This window comes from Methanomicrobium mobile BP, assembly GCF_000711215.1.
Taxonomy (GTDB): domain Archaea; phylum Halobacteriota; class Methanomicrobia; order Methanomicrobiales; family Methanomicrobiaceae; genus Methanomicrobium; species Methanomicrobium mobile.
Map to the genome: position 1 here is coordinate 155,510 of NZ_JOMF01000006.1, position 19,946 is coordinate 175,455.

Sequence of the window (19,946 nt, forward strand, 5' to 3'; positions counted from 1 at the left end):
CTCCTTACTGAATCTTCTCCAGGAACGATGTACAGTCGACTGCATGAAGGTCGATTGCAAGTTCCGCGGGTGTCATTCCCTGTGCAAGTCCTAACAGTTCGTTGAAGTGAAGGATCGGCAGGTTGTATTTCTTACCGAAGTTCTGTGCGATCTCAACCTGACCGCGGTCGAACTGAAGCTGACAGAACGGACAGACTTCCGTTAATGCGTCTGCTCCCGCTTCCTTAATGTTGATTAACTTCTCGTTTGTGATATCGAGTGCGTGAAGGAGATCGTATCCGCGGACACCGCCGCCCGCACCGCAGCACTGCATCTTGTTGCGGTACTGAACGGGCTCCGCACCGAGTGCGCCTACGAGCTCTTCAAGCCACATCGGGTTTTCGGTGTCGCCGAAGTGACGGTCTTTCTGCGGCTTCATCAGGTGGCATCCGTAGTGGACGGCAACCTTTGTGCCCGTAAGAGGTCTTGTGACGCTGTCTGCGACCTTCTTTACACCGCAGATCTTGTCGTCGTAGTAAAGTTCGGCAAGGTGCCAGACGTTGATTGTTCCTTTGTACTGCATGTCAATCTCGGCAAGGACCTCGTTTACGCCGTCGCGAAGTTCATCGTTGTGCTTTAATTTGTGGTTGACTTCCCAGATTGACTTGTAACAACCGTTACAGATGAGAGCAATGTCTTTACCCATCTCTTCTGCAAGACAGAGGTTTCTTGCCGCCATTGCATACCAGACGTTTAAATCTATTGAACCGAATGCACCAGGTGCCGGACAGCAGCTTGCTCCCTTGAGCGGAAGAAGCTCTATTCCTAATTTTGCACTTGTCTTGATTGCGGATGCTTCACATCCCGGGTAACGGTTCGGTGCAATACAACCAAGGAAGAATGCATATGAGTGTTCCATGTGTGTAGCCATATTAACTTACTCCTCCGAAAGGATGCGGTCTGCTTCCGCTTTCAAGTTGTAGTGATCGATAATCTTCTGAATTCCGGGGATATATTCCGGATATGTGTGGGTTGTCGGAGGATCTCTCGGAAGACCGAGTCTCTCGCGTACGGCACGGTTTGCATCGTTGTTGGGTACGCCGTGTCCCGTCTTGTAGATCAGCTGAACGGTCTGCAGGAAGTTCTTCGGAACCGCGTGTCCCGTCTTGAATGCAAGGTTTCTCATTGCCATGATGACATCGGTCGGAAGGATGTCACGCGGACAGCGGTCGGAACATGAGTAACAGGTTGTACAGAGCCAGAGATCCGGATCCGATAATGCCTCTTCCTCAAGACCGAGTATTGCTCTTCTCATAAACACACGAATGCGGTATGAACTGCGTGGCGCTGACGGGCATGAACCTGTACAGGTACCACACTGGTAGCACATGTGTGATATTGTGCCACTGAGCTTCTTGACTTCGGCGCTGAAGTCTTTGTTTGAATCAGTGACGTAGTAATTCCTGTCCCTGAGTTTGTTCTCAAGTTCAGGGTTTCCGTAATTTTTCTCTACCATATGATTTCACCACGGTTACAGAGCTTTTACCTGAGCTTTACCGAATACGTCTTTGTCTTCGCGGACTTTGGAAGTTCTCGGTACAAGCAGTTTTGCTTCAATCTTCTTGAAAAGATCGGTCTTCTTGCCCTTCATGTGGACTGCCGTGCGCTTGAGGACGATTGCGTCTTCACTCGGACATGAGTTGACACAAGCGCCGCAGAGGACACAGAAGTCTTTGTTGACGGCAATCTTTGCTTCAACTTCGTTGTGCATGTCGGCAGGCGCTTTGGGTGTCGGCATGTAGATTGCATTTGCAGGACAGACCTCGTAACAGGTTGAACATCCGCCCGGGCATTTCGACGGGTTGAATGTAATCTCTCCCTCGAAGATCTTGTTTACCGTGATTGCTTCGGTCGGGCAGCTGATTGCGCACCAGCGGCACGTACAGCATTCTTCGGATTCGATCTCGACTAAACCGCTGTTGTTGAGCTTCTTCTCAATCTTGCCGCGCTTGACCTCGATTGCCTCGTTCGGACAGATTGACTGACAGATCTGACAACCGTCGCAGAAGTCCTTGTTCCAGATGACTTCGCCGTCGAGGACACCCGTCTCGGGTGTGAACGGCTTTCTGACAACGTCGATTGCCTGACAGATTTCGCCGCAGAGACCGCAGTATGTACACTTCTCGTCGTTGCAGGTGAATTCCGTATTTGCGTTGACTGCCTCGGCTTTCTTGAGGCCAAAAATGTCCGTACCTTCAAAGAGCGGTACGTCGCGGATGATTGCTTCACGCGGGCAAACATCCTCACAGGTTGTACACTGTGAGCATTTCTCATGGTCAATCTCGGTAACCATGTCGTAGACGGGGAATCCTTCCTTCTCGAGGATCGGGAGTTTTGCTTCGCCGTCGATCTCAAGGCTCATTGCATTGAACGGGCACATTACCACACATACACCACAGTATGAGCATTTTGTCTCGTCAACCTGAATCGGTGAGCCGTATTCGATTGCACCCCTGCGGTATGCGCCGACAGGTCCGATGCTAATCGCTTCTTCGGGGCAGGCTTCGGAACAGATGCCGCATCCCGTACACTTGGAGTTATCCTGTACGAGGTTGTTTACCTGTTTTAAGAGCTTCTGCTCCATTATGGTGAAACAGCCGTCCTGCCTCTTGGAGTACTTTGGAAAAAGCGTATTCATGAATTACAACACTCCTAAAAAATACAATTCGTTTATTCCTGTGCTCCGGACTTGGTAAACTCTTTTCTGAGCTCCCAGAACTCGGGGAATTTCTTAAGGCTTGCCTGTCTCTCTTCGAGAGCTTCGCACTCTTCCTCGTAGTCTCTGATGTCTTCAAGTCCTTCCATAGTGGGATGAGTAAACCTTTCTTCGTTGCGAAGCTGGACCCATTTACCCTCCAGGGTGATTACATCGTATGGACATGCTTCGATGCAAATACCGCATCCTGCACAGAGCTCTTCGTCAACGTCAAGAGATCTTGCTCTTCCGTTGATGACACAGTAGATCTTGTCAGTAGTGGCAGGATCAACCGTGTTGAGTTCCAATGCATTGACGGGGCATGCAACCACACAATTGTTACATCCTGTACAATTATTCATGTTTACATGAACTGCAAATGCCATTTTTTCACGCACCGCTATATCGATCGTTAATAGATCATAAAAACTTCGCAAAAAAAACAGATAAATGTTATGAATCGATCGGACTGTTTTCCATGCCGAAACCTCACAGAGTAGATCATCTGTAGTTAATTTACATTAAAAGTAGATCTGTTAAACTTAATTCTGTATCCTACGGCGACCGCGTTTAGAGATGCAAATGGAAATGTTTAATAAGATATTTTGTCAGACGTCGGACGGTGCCTGCGGAATTCAAAAAGTATACTCTGCCTGTTTGCGTAAAGGGATGCGCAATCCGATTTTTAGGTCGGGGCGACGGTTAAAGGCAGTCATAATTTGTTAGGCAGAAGCAAATTAAATTAACATTTCATACCATTGTACGGAAAATTTCTGCACGGTTAATACACCGTGACAAAAGTGCGGCGGATGCCGTGATAATCGATCCGGGTTCACGGGGATCCGTGCATGATTCGGGCTGTATTCAATCGGCGTGAGTCTGATTACGGTTTTTGTCCGAAGGTATCCGCACAGCCACACGGGATATACTTTCATGATCATTCATGCTCAGTCAGACTTTCTTCCAGACCATACATTATTCACTCCACTTTATTCCCCGCATTTTATTTTCTACATTTTATTCATCCAGCTTTATTCTATCGCAATGCCATATTGCCGTATAATACTGCATTATAGTATAGTGCATAATTTGTGCATAATATGCGGACGCCTTCTCCGACATAAATAATCCACGCCTATTGACGCATAAACGGAGTTGTCTGCCGCACCGTCAACCCGCACACCGCCGCCCTGTCTTAGCCGACATAAAAGAAATGCTCTTTTACTATTAAGGATGAAATAGAAATGTTACAATACGGCGGCGTCACGGTAAGTGCCTGCCGGTTGATAAATAACGAGGTTTATTATGGAATTAAACGGCGTTACAATCGATAATGAGTACGCGGAGGCATTCCCTAACTGGGCATGCAGAGTTATCATCACTGCAATCAGTGAGAAATGGGCAATCAAAGCGGCAACTGAAGCAACAGGATTTGCTACATCGGCAATCGGATGTCCCTGCGAAGCGGGTATCGAGAGAATTCTCTGCCCCTGCGAGACTCCGGACAACAGACCCGGCGTTGCGGTCATGTTCTTTGCCGGCGGAAAGAAGAAGTTAAAGGAGCAGGTCCTTGAGCGCATTGCCGAGTGTGTCCTTACACAGCCGACAACAGCCGCATTCGACGGAATGCCGGATGCCGAAGAGAAGATTGACGTAAAGCTCCACTTCTTCGGCGACGGATACGAATACAAGAAGGAAGTCGGCGGACGCCAGTGCTGGGCAATCCCCATCATGAACGGCGAATACGTCGGTGAGGAGTCATTCGGTATCGTAAAGGGTATCGCCGGCGGCAACTTCTTCATCATGGGCGAGACACAGCCCTCGGCACTCATGGCGGCAGAGGCTGCCGTAGAGGCAATCCAGAACGAAGAAGGCACAATATGCTCGTTCCCGGTTGTTGCATCGGGTTCAAAGGTCGGCTCGAACAAATACAAGTTCATGGCGGCAAGCACGAACGAGAAGTACTGCCCGTCAATCCGCGACAAAGTCGCCGACACAAAGATCCCCGAAGGCGTCAAGGCAGTCTACGAGATTGTCATCGACGGCGTTGACGAGGCATCAATCAGGAAGGCAACCAAGGTCGGTGTCACGGCAGCATCAAAGATCCCAGGTGTAAAACTCATCTCCGCAGGTAACTTCGGCGGAAACCTCGGACCTTTCAAGTTCCACCTTCACGAGATTCTTCAGTAAATACGAAGAATCCGATATTCCACTTTTTTAATTTTTTATTTTTTGGCTTTCAAAATTTCCGACATATTTCCAATTAGTATATATCCGATGCCGACAGAGATTTGTTAACGAAAAAATCGGTGACAAAATATGATTCGCATGACACCTCGGGAGATTAAAGAGAAGTACGGGCAGATGTTCTGTAAGAGATTCCTCGTTATCGTCGACGAAAAGGAAAACAAAGCTCAGATTATAGAACAATGTCGTAACCGCGGCACTATCGAATGGGATGTCATGAACCGCAGGCGTGCCGGCGGCGCCGTCGAATCGATTACGGTCGAAGGTGCATCCATGACCATAAACGCAAAACTCGGCATGTATAAGGCGAATTTCGGAGCGGCGGGTGACGATATCGGCGGTCAGGCTCTCGAGGGTGTTGTCGTCGACGGCAACCGCGTCACAACGCACTGGGCGGGAATCGCCGGCGCGGGCGTGGGTGTCGCCGTATGCCTTCCGCAGGCGCCGGGTGTCATCGAGACGATCTTCCCCACCGAAGACGACCTTAAGGCAGGCGGCGCCAGAACCTGCAGAACGCAGATCGTCACCGCGAAATATCACAGGATTACCATCGGAATCGACGATACCGATACCAAAGAGTCTGGTGCCACATGGGTTCTGGCATCGAAATGCGCCGAGGCATGCAATATCGAAGGCGCGGAGTTCCTCAACATGCGCCTCATTCAGCTCAACCCCAAGGTCCCGAACAAGACTACGAACTGTGTAGGAACCGCTCTTAACTTCGCCGTTCTCCCCGACAAAGAGGCGGAACTTCTGGCATTCGTCAAAGAATACATTGAATCCAATGCCGTGAGCGGCGATACCGGCATTGCGGTCTACCGCGGTCTTAAACTCCCCGAGTCACCGTATCTGAAGAAGGTCAAGACCGAGGTCTTAAACCGCGACGAATGCGAGACGGAGGCGGAGAGGCTCGGCATCGAATATATCGATTCGGCAAAGAGCAAGGGCAGAATCGGGGCGCTCGGCGCAATTCTCTGGGCAAACCGCGGTGTCGAAGCCGCAGGTCTCTACGGCGAAAAACTCTGAAAAGAGCCGTTCAAAATAACAGGATCAATCTATCGGATCAATAGATATATCTGAAGATCTTAATTACAACATTAATAATCAACATTCAATATCGCACATACAGTATCGCAACAGTACAGCATACATTAGCGCATAAAGTATCGCACACAGTTTCGTAAATACGGCGCCATGACGATGATATTCCCGAAATTTTCCAAAGAGATCGGCATTGCCGACGAGATGCCCTACGGCGAGAAGGTCTACTTCCGTACACGCTACCTGATTAGGCACACGGAAAAAGGATATCAGATATACTCCGTGGAACTTGATCATAATAACAGCGTCATGCACGAAAAGGAATCGATGACGCTTATCGCCGATACCGAAGACTGCACCGTACACGAAGAGACCGTAAACCTCTACGACAGCACGAATCTCATCAAAATTGCGCTTAAATCCGGCAAGCGCTGCACAATTTTCCGCGGCGCCGACAATCACGTCACCTTCATAATGGACCCTTCCGAAGACTCGCTCTTAAAGATCTATGTCTACGACGTTACGCCGCCGTATGCCAATATCTACGAGAATATCAGACTCCTCGAGAAAGACGGCGTCTTCGGGGAACTGGGCGTGGAGTTCGTCAACTGCGTCCTCGACATAAGCAAACTCAGGACCGACGTATATCCGTGCAGAGCGTCGGGGTTCAAAAAGACGGTGGACAAGACGCATCTTACCGGCACGGAGACCGTCGCCGGCTGCGAGACCTCCAGACTTCTCCTATCCGAGATGTACGGGGATGCCGCCGGGTTCAAATACAGGAATATCTGCCCCGCGGAGAGGGCGCTCTCCGAGAACAGAGGGGTTTTCATAGCGAAATGCTGTCAGGAATACAGATTCGGACTGAAATCCACGGACAATGTCACGGGATACATACTCGGATGGGGGGCATCGCCGAAGACCATCATCGACGCCGTCTTCGAGGTATGCCGCGTCTACAGAGAGAAGGAAGAGAGAAAGAAAAATGCCGGCAACAATGACGAATAACGAATCCGAGAAACTGATAACGGTAACCAACCCCGCAACGGGCGAGATTGCGGGCACGGCAAAGCTCTGCGATGCCGATGACACGAAAGCCGCGATTGAGAAAGCATATGCGGCATACCAAAAATGGTCGGCGGTAAGCTCGAATCGGCGTGCCGCGATTCTTTTCAAAACGGCGGAACTCGTGCGCAGAAATCAGGACGAACTCGCACGGCTTCTGACAACGGAGCAGGGCAAGATTCTTCCCGAGGCAAAGAACGAAGTGCAGGGATTTGCTGCCGTATACGAGTTCTATGCCTCCATCACGGGCACTGCCCTCACCGGCGATGCCCTTCCCAAATCGGATTACGGATATGCGTTCACGAGGCGCGAGCCGATAGGCGTCTGCGGCGCAATCATCCCGTGGAACATGCCCGTTCTGATAATGGCATGGAAGACCGCGCCCGCAATCGCCGCCGGAAACCCGATTGTCCTTAAGCCCTCAGCAAAAACTCCGCTGACCGCTCTTGCGATAGCGGCGCTTGCAAAAGAGGCGGGGATGCCGGACGGCGTTCTGGAGATTGTCACGGGAAGGGGCGAAACCGTCGGAAGAGCGCTTGCGGAAAGCCGCGAACTTGCCTCGCTCTCATTTACGGGATCGGTTGCCACGGGTAAAGAGGTCGAAAAGCTCTCCTGCGGCACGGGAAAGCGGCTCATCATGGAACTCGGCGGCAGCGACCCCATGGTAGTCTGCGCCGATGCCGATTTAGACAAAGCGGTCGCGGGGGCTGTATCGGGGCGCTTCTATAACTGCGGTCAGACCTGCACGGCAATAAAACGCCTCTTTGTTGCCGATGATATCGCGGATGAGTTCACCGCCAGACTGAAAGCCGAGACGGAGAAGATTACGGTCGGCAACGGCATTCTCAAAGGAATACGCATGGGACCCCTGAACAGCAGGGAGGGACTTGCGGGTATCGAATCGGCGCTTGAGCGCAGAGGCACGGGAGAGGTCGTCAGCGGCGGAGAACGCCTTACCGAAGGGGCTTTCGGCGCGGGCAACTTCTTTAAGCCGACAATTGTTCTCAATCCCGACGAAAAAAGCCCGCTCTTAAACGAAGAGATATTCGGACCGATACTCCCCGTCGTCAGCGTCGACTCGCTCGAGAGCGCCATTGAATATGCCAACAGAACGCCGTTCGGTCTGGGGGCATCGGTATGGACAAAGAGCCTCAGGAACAGTTACACCTTCGCCGAAAACATAGACGCAGGGATTGTCTGGGTGAACCGGCATCTCAAGATACCTCCCGAAGTCCCCTTCGGCGGCGAGAAAGCAAGCGGATACGGACGCGAGAACGGTCTTGACGCACTGAAACATTATACCAGAGAGAAGACCGTGATTATCTCGCCGTAACGACGTGATTCGGCAGAACAGCAGCACAGGAGGCACGGATATGACACTTAAGATAGGCACTCACGTATCGATTGCGGGTTCGCACGTAAAGGCATTCGAACGCGCAAAAGAGTCGGGCGCAAACACGTTTCAGATATTCACGGGAAATCCGCGGGGCTGGAGCACAAAGGATATTGACGAAGAGACCGCGGTCGCCTTCAATGCCGCGTATAAAAAATACAATTTCGGAGAGGTCGTCGCCCATATGCCCTACCTGCCCAATCCGGCATCGCCGAAGGACGAGATCTACGGAAAGTCCTGCGATGTCCTTCTCCGCGAAATCCTGAGATGCCGCAGACTCGGTATAGCATATCTTGTGACTCATCTCGGCAGTCACGGCGGGAGCGGCCGCGAATTCGGAATCAATCGGGTTGCCGACGCACTCACCGGCGCACTTACCGCGGCGGAAGAGGCGACAGTGAGTTCATCCTCAAAAACGCCGTTTGCCATCCTTCTCGAGAACACGGCGGGGACAAAGAACTCAATCGGCGGTCAGTTCGCGGATATCGGGGATATCCTGAAGATTACCGACGAAACCTTCCCCAATGCCATCGGTGTCTGCACGGACACCTGTCATGCCTTTGCCGCCGGATACGATCTCACGTCCGCCGAAGGCTTTGAGAGAACAATCGCCGATTTCGAAGACGCCGTCGGACTGAAGAGACTGAAGGTGATTCACTTAAACGACACAAAAGGCGACTGCGCATCCCATCTCGACAGGCACGAGCACATAGGACTCGGCAGAATCGGCAAGGAGGGACTAAAACGCATCGTCACCCACCCGACGCTCTCAAAGCGCATCTTCATACTCGAAACCCCAATCGACGAGACACGCGGCGACAAAGAGAATATCGCAGTCGTAAAAGATATGGCGGGAGATGCGGGCTCGGAGTGAAGCCGCACGCGTTTAAACCGCCTTAAGAAACGATATTCTGCGGATTTTTGCCGTTTATTACCGCCTGCGCATTCTCCCAGATTCTTTTATGCGCCACGACAAACGATCTCTCGGAGATGCCGCCCACGTGCGGTGAGAAGATGACCTTCTCCGCGGCGCTCTTGGGAAGATTCAGGAGCGGATTGTCTCGGAGTGTCGGCTCGGGGGCAACGCAGTCAAAACCCGCGCCCGCAATCCTGCCTTCCGTGAGCGCGGAGCAGACCGCAAGGTTATCGACCAGTTCCCCGCGTGCGGTGTTGATGAGATACGCCGTATTCTTCATTTTGCCGATAAAATCGGCATTGACTGTGTTTACGGTTGATTCCGTAACCGGCAGATGAAGGCTTACGATATCGGCAATGTGCAGGAGTTCGTCGAGCGGGACGTAGCCTGCGCCGTAGTATGCCTCATCCGCGGCGGAGAGCGGATGACGTGTGAAGTAGACGACGCGGCAGCCGAAAGGCTTCAACTTCAGCGCAACCGCCTTTGCGATATCGCCGAAACCGATTAAACCCACCGTGCATTCCGACAGGTCCCGAATGCCGCCGAGCATCATCTCCTCTTTCGTCTGTATCTGAAGACCCTCGCGGACGCGACCGTCGAAGACCACCACCCTTCTCAGAAGTCCGAGCATCAGAAGAATCGTCTGTTCCGCAACGCTGTCGGCATTCACTCCTTTATTGTTGCAGACGAATATCCCGCGCTCTTTTGCGGCGGCAACATCAATTCCGTTATAGCCCACGCCTTCGGACTGAATAAGCTTCAGATTCGGCATACGGGATATGAGCGCCCTGCCAACGCGACCTATGGCGTCGGCAAATATGACCTCGGCGTCGAGGGCACCCGCAGCTTCCGCGGCTTTTATTATCTCGTCTTCGGGCTGATTGAACGGAATATAGATCTTCTCCGCACTCTTTACAAATTCGTTATCCGGCATGTATCTCTCGTAACGCTGTCGGCTGGCAAGGATAAGGGCTTTCATGGTCGTCCGCAATGGTTATGTGAATTACTTACGTGAATTACTTAGTTTGAGTATTCTTTATTCGGTCAATCTGTAAAGTATGCTCTCAGTCGACATATCAATTATGGATTAAGACCAACAATATAAGACAACATTATAAGCCAATATTATATGGACATGCCGCTACTTTCAAAGCGGCGGGAGAATTCAGGAATTGATAGGAGAATACGACGGAGAATGGATAAATCTGGGTGAAGATGGTCTTATTCTCTATGATCAGGGAGGTTACGGCAGACCCGTGCAGCCGGACGGCAGAACGACCGCAAATCGTGACGCCGACGATAAAGCCGGCAAAACCGCCTGTAAAGGCGAGAGTAAAAGCGACAGCAAAACCGCAGTTACAAAAACCGCCCTCAGACTCTCTCCCGAAGAAGCGCTATACCTTATCGGAAGAGAGAAGATAACCGTAAAGAACTACACATACGACGAACTTCTGACCGTATGCACCGAAAAATCCGAATTTCTGCGAAAGTTTCTGGTCTATCGCGACATCCGCGAACGCGGCTTTGTCATTCAGTCGGGACCGCATGATTTCAGGGTTTTTAAACGCGGACAGAAGCCGGGCACAGGCACGTCCTTCTACACGATGCGGGTGCTCTCCGAGCGCGACCTCGTCGTGTTCCAAAAGGTAATCGAGGAGACACGCACCGCAAGAAACATGCGAAAACAGCTGATTCTCGCGGTCGGCGACGACGAAAACGAGATAACCTACTACGAGGTAAAGTCCGTAAACCCCCCCGAAGGCGTATCGGGATTCGAGTTCGGAAAGGTAAAGGGCAAGGTCATGGGAAATACCGTAATCCTGCACGTAAGCCCCGAATCGGAATACGAGAAGGTACTCTTCGGCACCCGCCTCGACGGCGAAAGACTCTCGCTATCACCCGCGGAAGCGCTCTACCTCATGGACAGGGGCATTCTGGAACTTGAAGAGGACAGATTCGACGCCGAACCCGAAGAAATATCACGTGCCGCGGAAACGGGCTGCAAAGGAGTCATACCCGTGACACGCGAAGAATACTTCGGGCGCGTCACCGCCGCCGACCACGAACTTGCCTACAAGATCAAAGCATACTCGCATCTTCGCGACCTGAAGAACATACCGAGGACAGCCTACAAATTCGGACACCACTTCAGAGTGTATTCGGGAGGCACCCAGCATTCCGAGCTTCTCGTGCACGCAATCCCCGTGACCGAGTCAATGCCCATGAGCGTGGTATCGCGCTCGGTAAGGCTTGCCCACAGCGTTCGCAAGAAGATGCTTTTTGCCTGTGTAAATACAGACAATATAGAATACATCGAGTTTGCCCGCGTCAAGATGTGAGTTTCAAAAGACGTAATGCGAAAGGACGCAGGCGTCGACCGTGATAAAGAAAGTCAGGAAAGCCATAAAGAAAGTGCAAGAATAATAGACTGAAGATACAAAATAATAGAGAAGACCCTTAAGATAACATGCAGTCCGAGATAAATCCGTGGTCAAGCACTCCAAATTTGGACATGGAGAAATTATACAGGGAGTTCGGAATAGAGCCTATCGAAGATATCGTAAAAGGTATCGAAGATGCCCCGACATTCCTGAGAAGAAATATCGTCAGCGGCAACCGCGACTATTCTCTTATTGCCGACGCAATCGCCGCAAAGAAGAAATTCTATGTCATGACAGGTTTCATGCCCTCGGGATATCCGCACCTCGGACATCTCATGGTCATGAAAGAGGTCGTCTGGCACACGAAACGCGGCGGCACTGGTTTCATATCCATCGCCGACCGCGAAGCCCACGCAGTCCGAGGTCTCTCGCGGGAGAAATGCAAATTCTTCGGCGAGAAGTATCTTTCATGGCTCTACGCTCTCGGATACAAAGGCGAGAGATACTATCAGAGCGAGAACGACAGACTCAAGGATCTCGCCTTTGAGAGCGCAATCAGAATCAACTTCTCGCAGCTTACGGCAATCTACGGATTTACACCCGAAACCTCGCTTGCCCATGCTATGAGCGTGGCAACCCAGGTCGCCGATATCCTCTATCCGCAGCTGAAATACGGACCGGCGCCGACCGTCGTGCCCGTCGGAATCGACCAGGACCCGCATATCAGACTGACACGCGACGTCGCAAACAGTCTGAGGATGTTCACAATCCTCAAGACCGACGACGGCGTGAGCATAAGGTCAAAGAACGCACCCGCTCAAGCCATGGACATGGTAGAGAAAGAGTTCGGCAAAAACGGCTGCAAACGCTTTGAAGGACATATCGATGTCAGGGGCGTCGACATTGCCTATGCCGACGAAATCGTCAGAAAGATTGAGGTCGAATGCGGCGGATACGGATTCTACCTGCCCTCGTCAACCTATCATACATTCCTTCAGGGGCTTACCGGCGGCAAGATGTCCTCGAGCGTTCCCGAGAGTCTCTTCAGATTCGACGAGCCCGAAAAAGACATCAAAAAGAAGATCATGGGCGCCCTCACCGGCGGCAGAATGACGCTCGAAGAGCAGAAGAAACTCGGCGGCGAGCCCGAAAAATGCTCAATATATCTCTTAAACGTCTTCCACATGCAGGAGGACGACGAAGAACTCAAAGAGATGTGCAGAGCCTGCAAGGCGGGCGAACTCCTCTGCGGCACCTGCAAGAAAGAGACATTTGAGAGAATAAAAGAATTTACAAAAGATTTCAACGAAAAACTCGATGAAGTATCACATATGGCGGAGTAAAAGATGGAAAAGACAAACGAACTGACATACAACGAGAAAAGACTGCTTGCGGTTTTAAAGCCGCTCAAAGATGCGGAGATGAAGAAACAGTACTATCAGCAGACGATAGCGACATCCCTCTCCGGCAATAACCTTCCGATAATCTCGGCATTAAACTCGTTAAAAGACATTCTCAGCGTCCTCGAAGAGAAGAAGAACATTGCGCTCAATCCGATACGCAATGCCGTAAACATGCTCGAGTCGGGTTCGGACGAGAAATCGGGATTTTCGTTAAAGAGACTGAGCCTCGCCAGACCTTCGGTAAAGTATCTCGCAATAATAATGGACACATCCGAGGAGGCTGTGGTGCAGTATGCAAAACTCCTCGACTCACGCGGTTACTGTAAGCTGATCGCCGAAAAGACCGTCGCCTATGCCTGCACCGAAGAGGGTGCAAAGTATGCTAAGGAGGGACTGCCCGAACGTCGTCTTTACGACTCGTTTGAGAACTCCATTGCCTTAAAGGACTTACAGGCAAACCCGAGCGCAAAACTCGGAATCGGCTGGCTCAGAAAGAAGGGCTGGGTAACGATTAAAGACGGCATTGCCACAAAGGTCGGCGACGTTCCTTTGGGTCCCGACGAAATCGCACTCAAAGACCTCTCGGTCAAGTCGGCAGGCACGGAAGAACTCCTTAAGAGAAAACTCATCACCGAAGACGAGATAACCGAATACTTCATCGAGATAACAAAGGAGGGCGAAGATCTCGTCGAGAAAGGTCTGGACCTGAGAATCGAGACCAGCACCCTTACCGCCGAGCAGATACGCACGGGCGAATGGACAAAACTCAAACTCCGCAACTATAACGTTCAGACTCCGCCCAAGAGAATCTTCGCCGGCAAAAAACACCCGTATCAGCAGCTTATCGACGAGATGAGAGGCATTCTCATAAGTATGGGCTTCACCGAGATGTACGGCAATGTAATTCAAAGCTCGTTCTGGAACTTCGACGCACTCTTCCAGCCGCAGGATCACCCTGCAAGAGAGATGCAGGATACCTTCTTCCTCGACATGAAAGCGGAGCTGCCGCCGTATTACAAGGCAATCCGCGACATACACGAGCACGGCGGAGATACGTCATCGACGGGCTGGGGCGGCAAATGGAGCGAGGAGAAGGCAAAACAGTGTGTCTTAAGGACGCATACCACGGGTCTTTCGATTCAGTATCTGAAGGATCACCCGCACGATCCCTTAAAGGTCTTCTGCATAGGACGCGTATATCGCCGCGAAGCCATAGACCCGACCCATACTCCCGAGTTCGAGCAGCTCGAAGGCATAGTCATGGACTCGGATGTCTCGTTCAGACACCTCATGGGCTTCTTAAAGGAGTTCTATCAGAGGATGGGCTTCACAAATGTCAGGTTCAGACCGGCATACTTCCCCTACACCGAGCCTTCGGTCGAGCCCGAGGTCTACGTCGACGGTCTGGGATGGGTCGAGCTCGGCGGCGCAGGCATATTCCGCGAGGAAGTTACGGCGCCTTGGGGCGTAAAATACCCCGTTCTGGCATGGGGACTGGGAATCTCAAGGGTTGCCATGCTGAAGATGGGACTTAAGGATCTGCGTCAGCTCTACAGGAGCGATGTCGACTGGATAAGGAGCGTGCCCATGAACAGAAACGAGATAAAGGCGACGGCATGCGGTGATACCGATGAAAGAGTCGCAAATCAGAAGAACGGGGAGGAGTAAAAATGGCAGTCATAACACTTCCGTATAAGTATCTGGAGGAACTTACCGGCGTCGACAAAGATACAATAATCGAGAGACTTCCGATGATCGCCGCGGATATCGAGAGATACGAGGACGATCACTTCGATGTCGAGTTCTTCCCAGACAGACCCGACATGTACTCACCCGAAGGCGTGGCACGCGCAATGAGAGGTTTCCTCAATATAGAGACGGGTCTTAAGAGATATGACGTAAAGCCCTCCGGAATCAGGTTCACGACCGACCCGAAATTAAAGGATATCAGACCATTCCTTGCATCCGCGGTTATCCGCGGGCTTAACTTTACCTCCGAGAGCATTCAGAGCATCATGGGACTTCAGGAGGCTCTTCACTGGGCAATCGGACGCGGACGCTCAAAGGTAGCCATAGGCATTCACGACCTCGACAAAGTCAAAGCGCCGTTCAGATACATTGCCTCGGAGAAGAGCCGCAAGTTCGTTCCGCTCGACTTCGACCGCGAGATGAGCATGGACGAGATATTAAAGGAGCACCCGAAAGGAGTCAGCTACGCAAAACTCGTCGAGAAATTCGAGAGATATCCGCTCATCGTCGACAGCGAAGACAATGTGCTCTCGTTCCCGCCGATCATAAACGGCGAACTCACCAAGGTCACGACCGAGACAAAGAACATTCTCCTCGACTGCACGGGAACCGACGAGAAAGCCGTCAGAATTGCGGCAAACATCATCTGCGCCGCTCTTGCGGAAGCCGGCGGACAGATTGAGAGTGTGGAGGTCGACGGCGTTACCATGCCAAACATGGAACCTGTGGAGAGAACGGTCAGCGTCTCGGAGTGCAACAAACTTCTCGGATTCAGCCTTAATGCCGAAGAGATGTGCGAGAATCTCAGAAGAATGAGATTCGATGCCGAGCCTGTCGGCGATCCTAAGACCACGGATAAAGTCCGTGTTCTGGCGCCCTGCTACAGAAACGACATCATGCACGACTGGGATATCTTCGAGGACGTTGCCATTGCCTACGGCTTTGACAATCTCGTCGCGGAACTGCCAAATACCTTCACAATCGGCAAGGAACATCCGTATCAGAAGAATCTCGGGCTTGTGCGCAAAATAATGACCGGACTAGGGTTCATGGAGATGATGCCCTTTACCCTCTCGAATGACAGGGTTATGTATCAGAACATGCGCAGACCGAAGTGTGCGGATGCGCTCTATGTCCTGCACCCAATCTCCGAGGAGCAGACCATGTTCAGAACCGATATCCTGCCGCTCATGATGGAGACCCTGCAGACGAACCAGCACCGCGAACTTCCGCAGAGGCTCTTCTCCGCCGGCGACGTCGTTCACGGACGCGAGACCTATCAGACCGTATCCGCCGTATCCATGCACAGTGCCGCGGATTTCTCCGAGATTTATGCGATTGTCGACGCATTCATGCATGAACTCGGTCTGGAATATACCGCCGAAGTCTCGGATGATGAAGCGTTCCTCAAGGGAAGGCGTGCGGATATAATCGTGAACGGCAAAAAAGTCGGCGTCTTCGGAGAGATTCACCCCGAGGTCATAACCGCATTCGACATGGATCAGCCGGTAAGCGCTTTCGAGTTTGACTTAAGAGTGCTCTATCCGGAAAAGATTGAATAAGATTGAATAATCCATTCAAAAATACTTTTGAAAATGAATTTGAAAATAAATTTGAAAATATATCGAAACGTTTGAGATATCCTGTCTCAAACCCTGTTTTTTGATGTGTTGCACCGGATACATAGGTAACATATAAATTCAAATCCAAAAAATACTGTACGTCAAAATATTCCCGCCATTTGAGGGCAAAACATGAAACTTCAGAATAAATTTCTCGCAACAATATTTTTGATAATGCTTGCGGCATTCGCAGGCACGGTATCGGCGGCAGACGAAAATTCGGGCTCGGCATACCTTACAATCACGGGTGTATCCTCCGATCCCGCCGTCTTCATGTACGGCGATACCGGAACGGTCACGGTAAAAATCAAGAATACTGGTACTACAAGCGTCAACTATCAGCGTGCCGACCTGTTCTCGAAGGACATAAAAGTCTTAAATGACGATGCATACGACACAGCGGGATTCATCGGCGGAGGCAACGAGATTGAATTCGTATTCTATGTCAAAGCAACATCTAATGACGGAATATACTATCCGCGTTTCTATCTTGATATGAAAGGCTCGGGCAGTGTAAGCCACAACGTGCCCGTCAAGATAGAGAATTCGGGGCTTGTGATTTCGGCGCTGAACGCTCCCGATTACTATCAGGAAGGCATAAGCAAGAAGATAAATGTCCTTGTCGGAAACCCGAGAGAGAACGCGGTTTCGGGCGTTACCGTAAACGTTAAGGGTGACGTTACCACGACACAGACAAGCCGGTTCATAGGCGCACTTGCCGCGGATGCCTCGGCAACGGCGGAATTCGAGGTTACACCGACTTCGGAGGGCACAATGACCTTTGAGGTATCCTATAAGAACGGCATGACCACGCATACGTCCGAACTGACCCTGCCCATAGTCTACGGCACGAGCAAGGTCTCGCCCAATCCCATTATCACAAATGTCAAGTTAACCGACAACGGCGGATACAAAACACTCTCCGGCGATGTCAACAATGCCGGAATCGAAGACGCAAAATCGATGGTTGTCACGGCAGCCTCACCTGCGGTCCCGGTAGACCCGTACAAATCCTCGGTCATCGGATCGCTTGACTCGGATGACTTCTCAAGCTTCGAGATTACATTCAGATGCGACAGTGAAGAGATACCCGTGCTCATCACCTTCAAGGATGCCGCCGGAAACACCTATACAAAGACCGATAAGATAAAGAGCAATTCAGATGGTGAACTCACTTCGGAAAGCGCTACAGGCGAAGGTAAGGGACAGTTCCCGCAGAACGGCGGCAGAGGCATGAGCGGAATGATGAGAGGCATGGGCGGCGGAGGTCTCCCGATTACCTGGATAATCATACTCATAATCATAGCCGGCGGTGTTGCCGTGGCATGGAAGAAGGGCTATCTCACAAAGGCAACGGATGCGATAAATAAACAGACGGAAAAGAAGAACTGAGTCGCGGGGAAACAACATGACAGAAGAACCGGTCATAAAACTGGAAAATGTGACTAAAATCTACGTTCTTCCGACCGATCAGGTGACTGCGCTGAACAATGTATCCCTTGAGATATATAAAGGGGAGTTTGTCGCCATCATGGGGCAGTCGGGTTCGGGCAAATCCACGCTCCTCAACCAGATAGGGTGCCTTGACGTGCCCACATCCGGCAAACTCTACATAGACGGAAACGACGTAAGCCTTCTCAACGACGATCAGCTCACGGACTTAAGGCGCGACAAGATAGGATATATCTTTCAGCAGTTCAACCTGATTCCGCTGCTTAACCTCCGCGAGAATGTGGAGTATCCGCTGATACTCAAGACCAAAAAACGCGACACGACGGGGTACCCGGAAAAACTGCTGGAGATGGTGGGCTTGGGTACGTCAAGGATAATGCATAAGCCGAAAGAGATCTCCGGCGGTCAGCAGCAGAGGGTTGCAATAGCAAGGGCGCTCGTAAACGACCCGACAATCATTCTCTGTGACGAGCCTACGGGTAATCTCGACTCGAAGACAAGTATTCAGGTCATGGAAATGCTAAAAGACCTGAACAATCAGGGAAGAACCATAGTCATGGTAACGCACGACGAAGAGACGGCGGCGTATGCCAAACGCCAGATTCTCTTCTCGGACGGAGAGATTATAGAGGAGAGGTTCAATGATAATTCTTGACGATATCTTCTTTGAACTCTCGGTAAGGAACGTAAGACTCCATTTCTTAAGGAGCCTGCTTGCCGCCATCGGTATTGTCATAGGCGTGGTTGCGATTACCTCCATAGGTATCCTCGGAGCAAACATGACGCAGTCGGTTACCGCGGACTTATCGGCAAACGGCAACGTTATCATGCTCTCGCCTCAGGGCGGCGGTTTCTTCAGCGATGACGACGACTACATCTCCCAGAAACAGCTTGCCAAGATTGAGAAGACGGTAGGTACCGAGAATCTTGTAATCGCGATTTATTCCGATTCCGACAAGATAACTGTCGGTTCCGAGGAAGGGAGGGCGTCGATTTACGCTCTGGATATGGATGTCCTCAAGAATCTCGTCGAGGTCGAGACCGGCGATTATCCGACTTCTCTGACCAGTGTCGTTGTAGGACCGTCTCTTGCCGAACGCTATAAACTGAAGGTCGGCAGCAGAATAAAGATAGGCGATAAGGACAAGGAAGACCCTAAGCAGACAACGGTGCGCGTATCGGGCATACTCAAGGAGAGGGGCATGTCCATGGATTTAAGCTCCGATAACGCGATAATTACGATGGAGAAATGGTTTACCAACCGCTACGGCGACGAAGGTAAATACGATCAGGTAAACATTGTCGTTGCCGATATCAATGCCATCGACGATCTGGTGGATAAACTGGATCATGCACTCAACTACCGCAAGGATGAGGTAAGAATCATGGATTCGGGATCCCTGATTGAGAGTATTTCCGCTACAATCGGCATTATTATCGCTTTCATGTCGGCAATAGGCGCCATCTCGCTTCTGGTCGCGGCAGTCTCGATATTCAATGTGATGCTGATGTCGGTTACCGAGAGAATCAAGGAGATAGGCATTCTTCGAAGCATAGGAACACGCCGCTCCGAGATTCGAAGGATGTTCCTGTACGAGTCGGCGATACTCGGTATCATAGGTTCGACACTGGGTGCGGTATTCAGCCTCATCGGAAGCTTTTTACTGACATACCTTATGCTTAATACAACCGAGTATTTCTTTACGATGCAGAGTCTGATACAGATCCCTTACGGTATTCTCATCGGTATCGTAATCTGTGTGATCTCGGGAGTGTATCCCGCATGGAAGGCTTCAAACATGGACCCGATAGAAGCGCTCAGAGCGGACTGACGGGGAACGGAACTACGCGACGATAGCGTATTGACGGGGATTAACGATTATGCGGATAACGGAATCCGCAATTTTTTTATCTTTTTTGATTAACCTAATTTAACATCTTTG

General features: G+C 51.1%; 16 protein-coding genes and 1 pseudogene. 12 read left to right on the forward strand and 5 right to left on the reverse strand.

Going from position 1 to position 19,946, the window contains the following annotated elements; all coding sequences use genetic code 11:
* Positions 1 to 4 precede the first annotated feature (4 nt).
* The 4 genes and pseudogenes from hdrB to T502_RS09100 form a co-directional block, all read right to left on the reverse strand.
* Entirely contained in the window at positions 5 to 910 is a 906-nt protein-coding gene (hdrB, locus tag T502_RS04820; RefSeq protein WP_042706015.1) for a CoB--CoM heterodisulfide reductase subunit B, read from the reverse strand.
* A gap of 6 nt (positions 911 to 916) precedes the next feature.
* A complete protein-coding gene (gene hdrC / locus T502_RS04825) occupies positions 917 to 1,495 on the reverse strand; it encodes a CoB--CoM heterodisulfide reductase subunit C (RefSeq protein ID WP_042706016.1) in 579 nt (192 codons plus the stop codon).
* A 15-nt stretch (positions 1,496 to 1,510) separates the two neighbouring features.
* The gene (locus T502_RS04830; RefSeq protein WP_042706017.1) at positions 1,511 to 2,677 is read right to left on the reverse strand and encodes a 4Fe-4S binding protein; all 1,167 of its coding nucleotides are present in this window, start codon (positions 2,675 to 2,677) and stop codon (positions 1,511 to 1,513) included.
* 209 nt (positions 2,678 to 2,886) lie between these two features.
* Positions 2,887 to 3,120, reverse strand: a pseudogene (locus T502_RS09100) (4Fe-4S binding protein); the annotation flags it as partial.
* Between the two features lie 919 nt (positions 3,121 to 4,039).
* Between T502_RS09100 and fhcD the strand changes: the two are divergent.
* The 5 genes from fhcD to T502_RS04860 all read left to right on the forward strand — a co-directional run bounded on the left by fhcD (position 4,040) and on the right by T502_RS04860 (position 9,354).
* On the forward strand, positions 4,040 to 4,924 hold the full coding sequence (gene fhcD / locus T502_RS04840) for a formylmethanofuran--tetrahydromethanopterin N-formyltransferase (protein ID WP_042706018.1): 885 nt from the start codon (positions 4,040 to 4,042) through the stop codon (positions 4,922 to 4,924).
* A 129-nt stretch (positions 4,925 to 5,053) separates the two neighbouring features.
* Positions 5,054 to 6,007, forward strand: coding sequence for a tRNA(Ile2) 2-agmatinylcytidine synthetase (locus T502_RS04845; RefSeq protein WP_042706019.1), 954 nt, complete (start codon positions 5,054 to 5,056; stop codon positions 6,005 to 6,007).
* 168 nt (positions 6,008 to 6,175) lie between these two features.
* Positions 6,176 to 7,030: a DUF7714 family protein gene (locus T502_RS08760; RefSeq protein ID WP_157197469.1), complete on the forward strand. Its 855-nt coding sequence runs from the start codon at positions 6,176 to 6,178 to the stop codon at positions 7,028 to 7,030.
* Positions 7,008 to 8,420, forward strand: coding sequence for an aldehyde dehydrogenase family protein (locus T502_RS04855; RefSeq protein WP_052359168.1), 1,413 nt, complete (start codon positions 7,008 to 7,010; stop codon positions 8,418 to 8,420). The genes T502_RS08760 and T502_RS04855 overlap by 23 nt, the downstream gene beginning before the upstream one ends.
* Positions 8,421 to 8,460: 40 nt before the next feature.
* Positions 8,461 to 9,354, forward strand: coding sequence for a deoxyribonuclease IV (locus tag T502_RS04860; RefSeq protein WP_042706022.1), 894 nt, complete (start codon positions 8,461 to 8,463; stop codon positions 9,352 to 9,354).
* A gap of 22 nt (positions 9,355 to 9,376) precedes the next feature.
* Here the strand turns inward: T502_RS04860 and T502_RS04865 are convergent, their stop codons facing one another.
* Positions 9,377 to 10,375, reverse strand: coding sequence for a 2-hydroxyacid dehydrogenase (locus T502_RS04865; protein WP_042706023.1), 999 nt, complete (start codon positions 10,373 to 10,375; stop codon positions 9,377 to 9,379).
* A gap of 193 nt (positions 10,376 to 10,568) precedes the next feature.
* Here T502_RS04865 and endA point away from each other — a divergent pair, with 193 nt between their 5' ends.
* The 7 genes from endA to T502_RS04900 all read left to right on the forward strand — a co-directional run bounded on the left by endA (position 10,569) and on the right by T502_RS04900 (position 19,835).
* Positions 10,569 to 11,735 (forward strand): tRNA-intron lyase, encoded by a 1,167-nt coding sequence (gene endA / locus T502_RS04870; protein ID WP_042706024.1) that lies wholly within the window; start codon positions 10,569 to 10,571, stop codon positions 11,733 to 11,735.
* Positions 11,736 to 11,863: 128 nt separating this feature from the next.
* Positions 11,864 to 13,120 carry a tryptophan--tRNA ligase gene (locus T502_RS04875; RefSeq protein ID WP_042706026.1) on the forward strand — a complete coding sequence of 419 codons (1,257 nt, stop codon included), beginning with the start codon at positions 11,864 to 11,866 and terminating at the stop codon, positions 13,118 to 13,120.
* A 3-nt stretch (positions 13,121 to 13,123) separates the two neighbouring features.
* Positions 13,124 to 14,848, forward strand: coding sequence for a phenylalanine--tRNA ligase subunit alpha (pheS, locus tag T502_RS04880; protein ID WP_052359170.1), 1,725 nt, complete (start codon positions 13,124 to 13,126; stop codon positions 14,846 to 14,848).
* Positions 14,849 to 14,850: 2 nt separating this feature from the next.
* Positions 14,851 to 16,491 carry a phenylalanine--tRNA ligase subunit beta gene (gene pheT / locus T502_RS04885; RefSeq protein ID WP_042706027.1) on the forward strand — a complete coding sequence of 547 codons (1,641 nt, stop codon included), beginning with the start codon at positions 14,851 to 14,853 and terminating at the stop codon, positions 16,489 to 16,491.
* A 192-nt stretch (positions 16,492 to 16,683) separates the two neighbouring features.
* Positions 16,684 to 17,943: a hypothetical protein gene (locus T502_RS04890; protein WP_042706028.1), complete on the forward strand. Its 1,260-nt coding sequence runs from the start codon at positions 16,684 to 16,686 to the stop codon at positions 17,941 to 17,943.
* Positions 17,944 to 17,959: 16 nt separating this feature from the next.
* Complete coding sequence (locus T502_RS04895; RefSeq protein ID WP_042706029.1) at positions 17,960 to 18,658, forward strand: ABC transporter ATP-binding protein; 699 nt, start codon at positions 17,960 to 17,962, stop codon at positions 18,656 to 18,658.
* Positions 18,645 to 19,835: an ABC transporter permease gene (locus tag T502_RS04900; protein ID WP_342665744.1), complete on the forward strand. Its 1,191-nt coding sequence runs from the start codon at positions 18,645 to 18,647 to the stop codon at positions 19,833 to 19,835. The genes T502_RS04895 and T502_RS04900 overlap by 14 nt, the downstream gene beginning before the upstream one ends.
* Positions 19,836 to 19,946 lie beyond the last annotated feature (111 nt).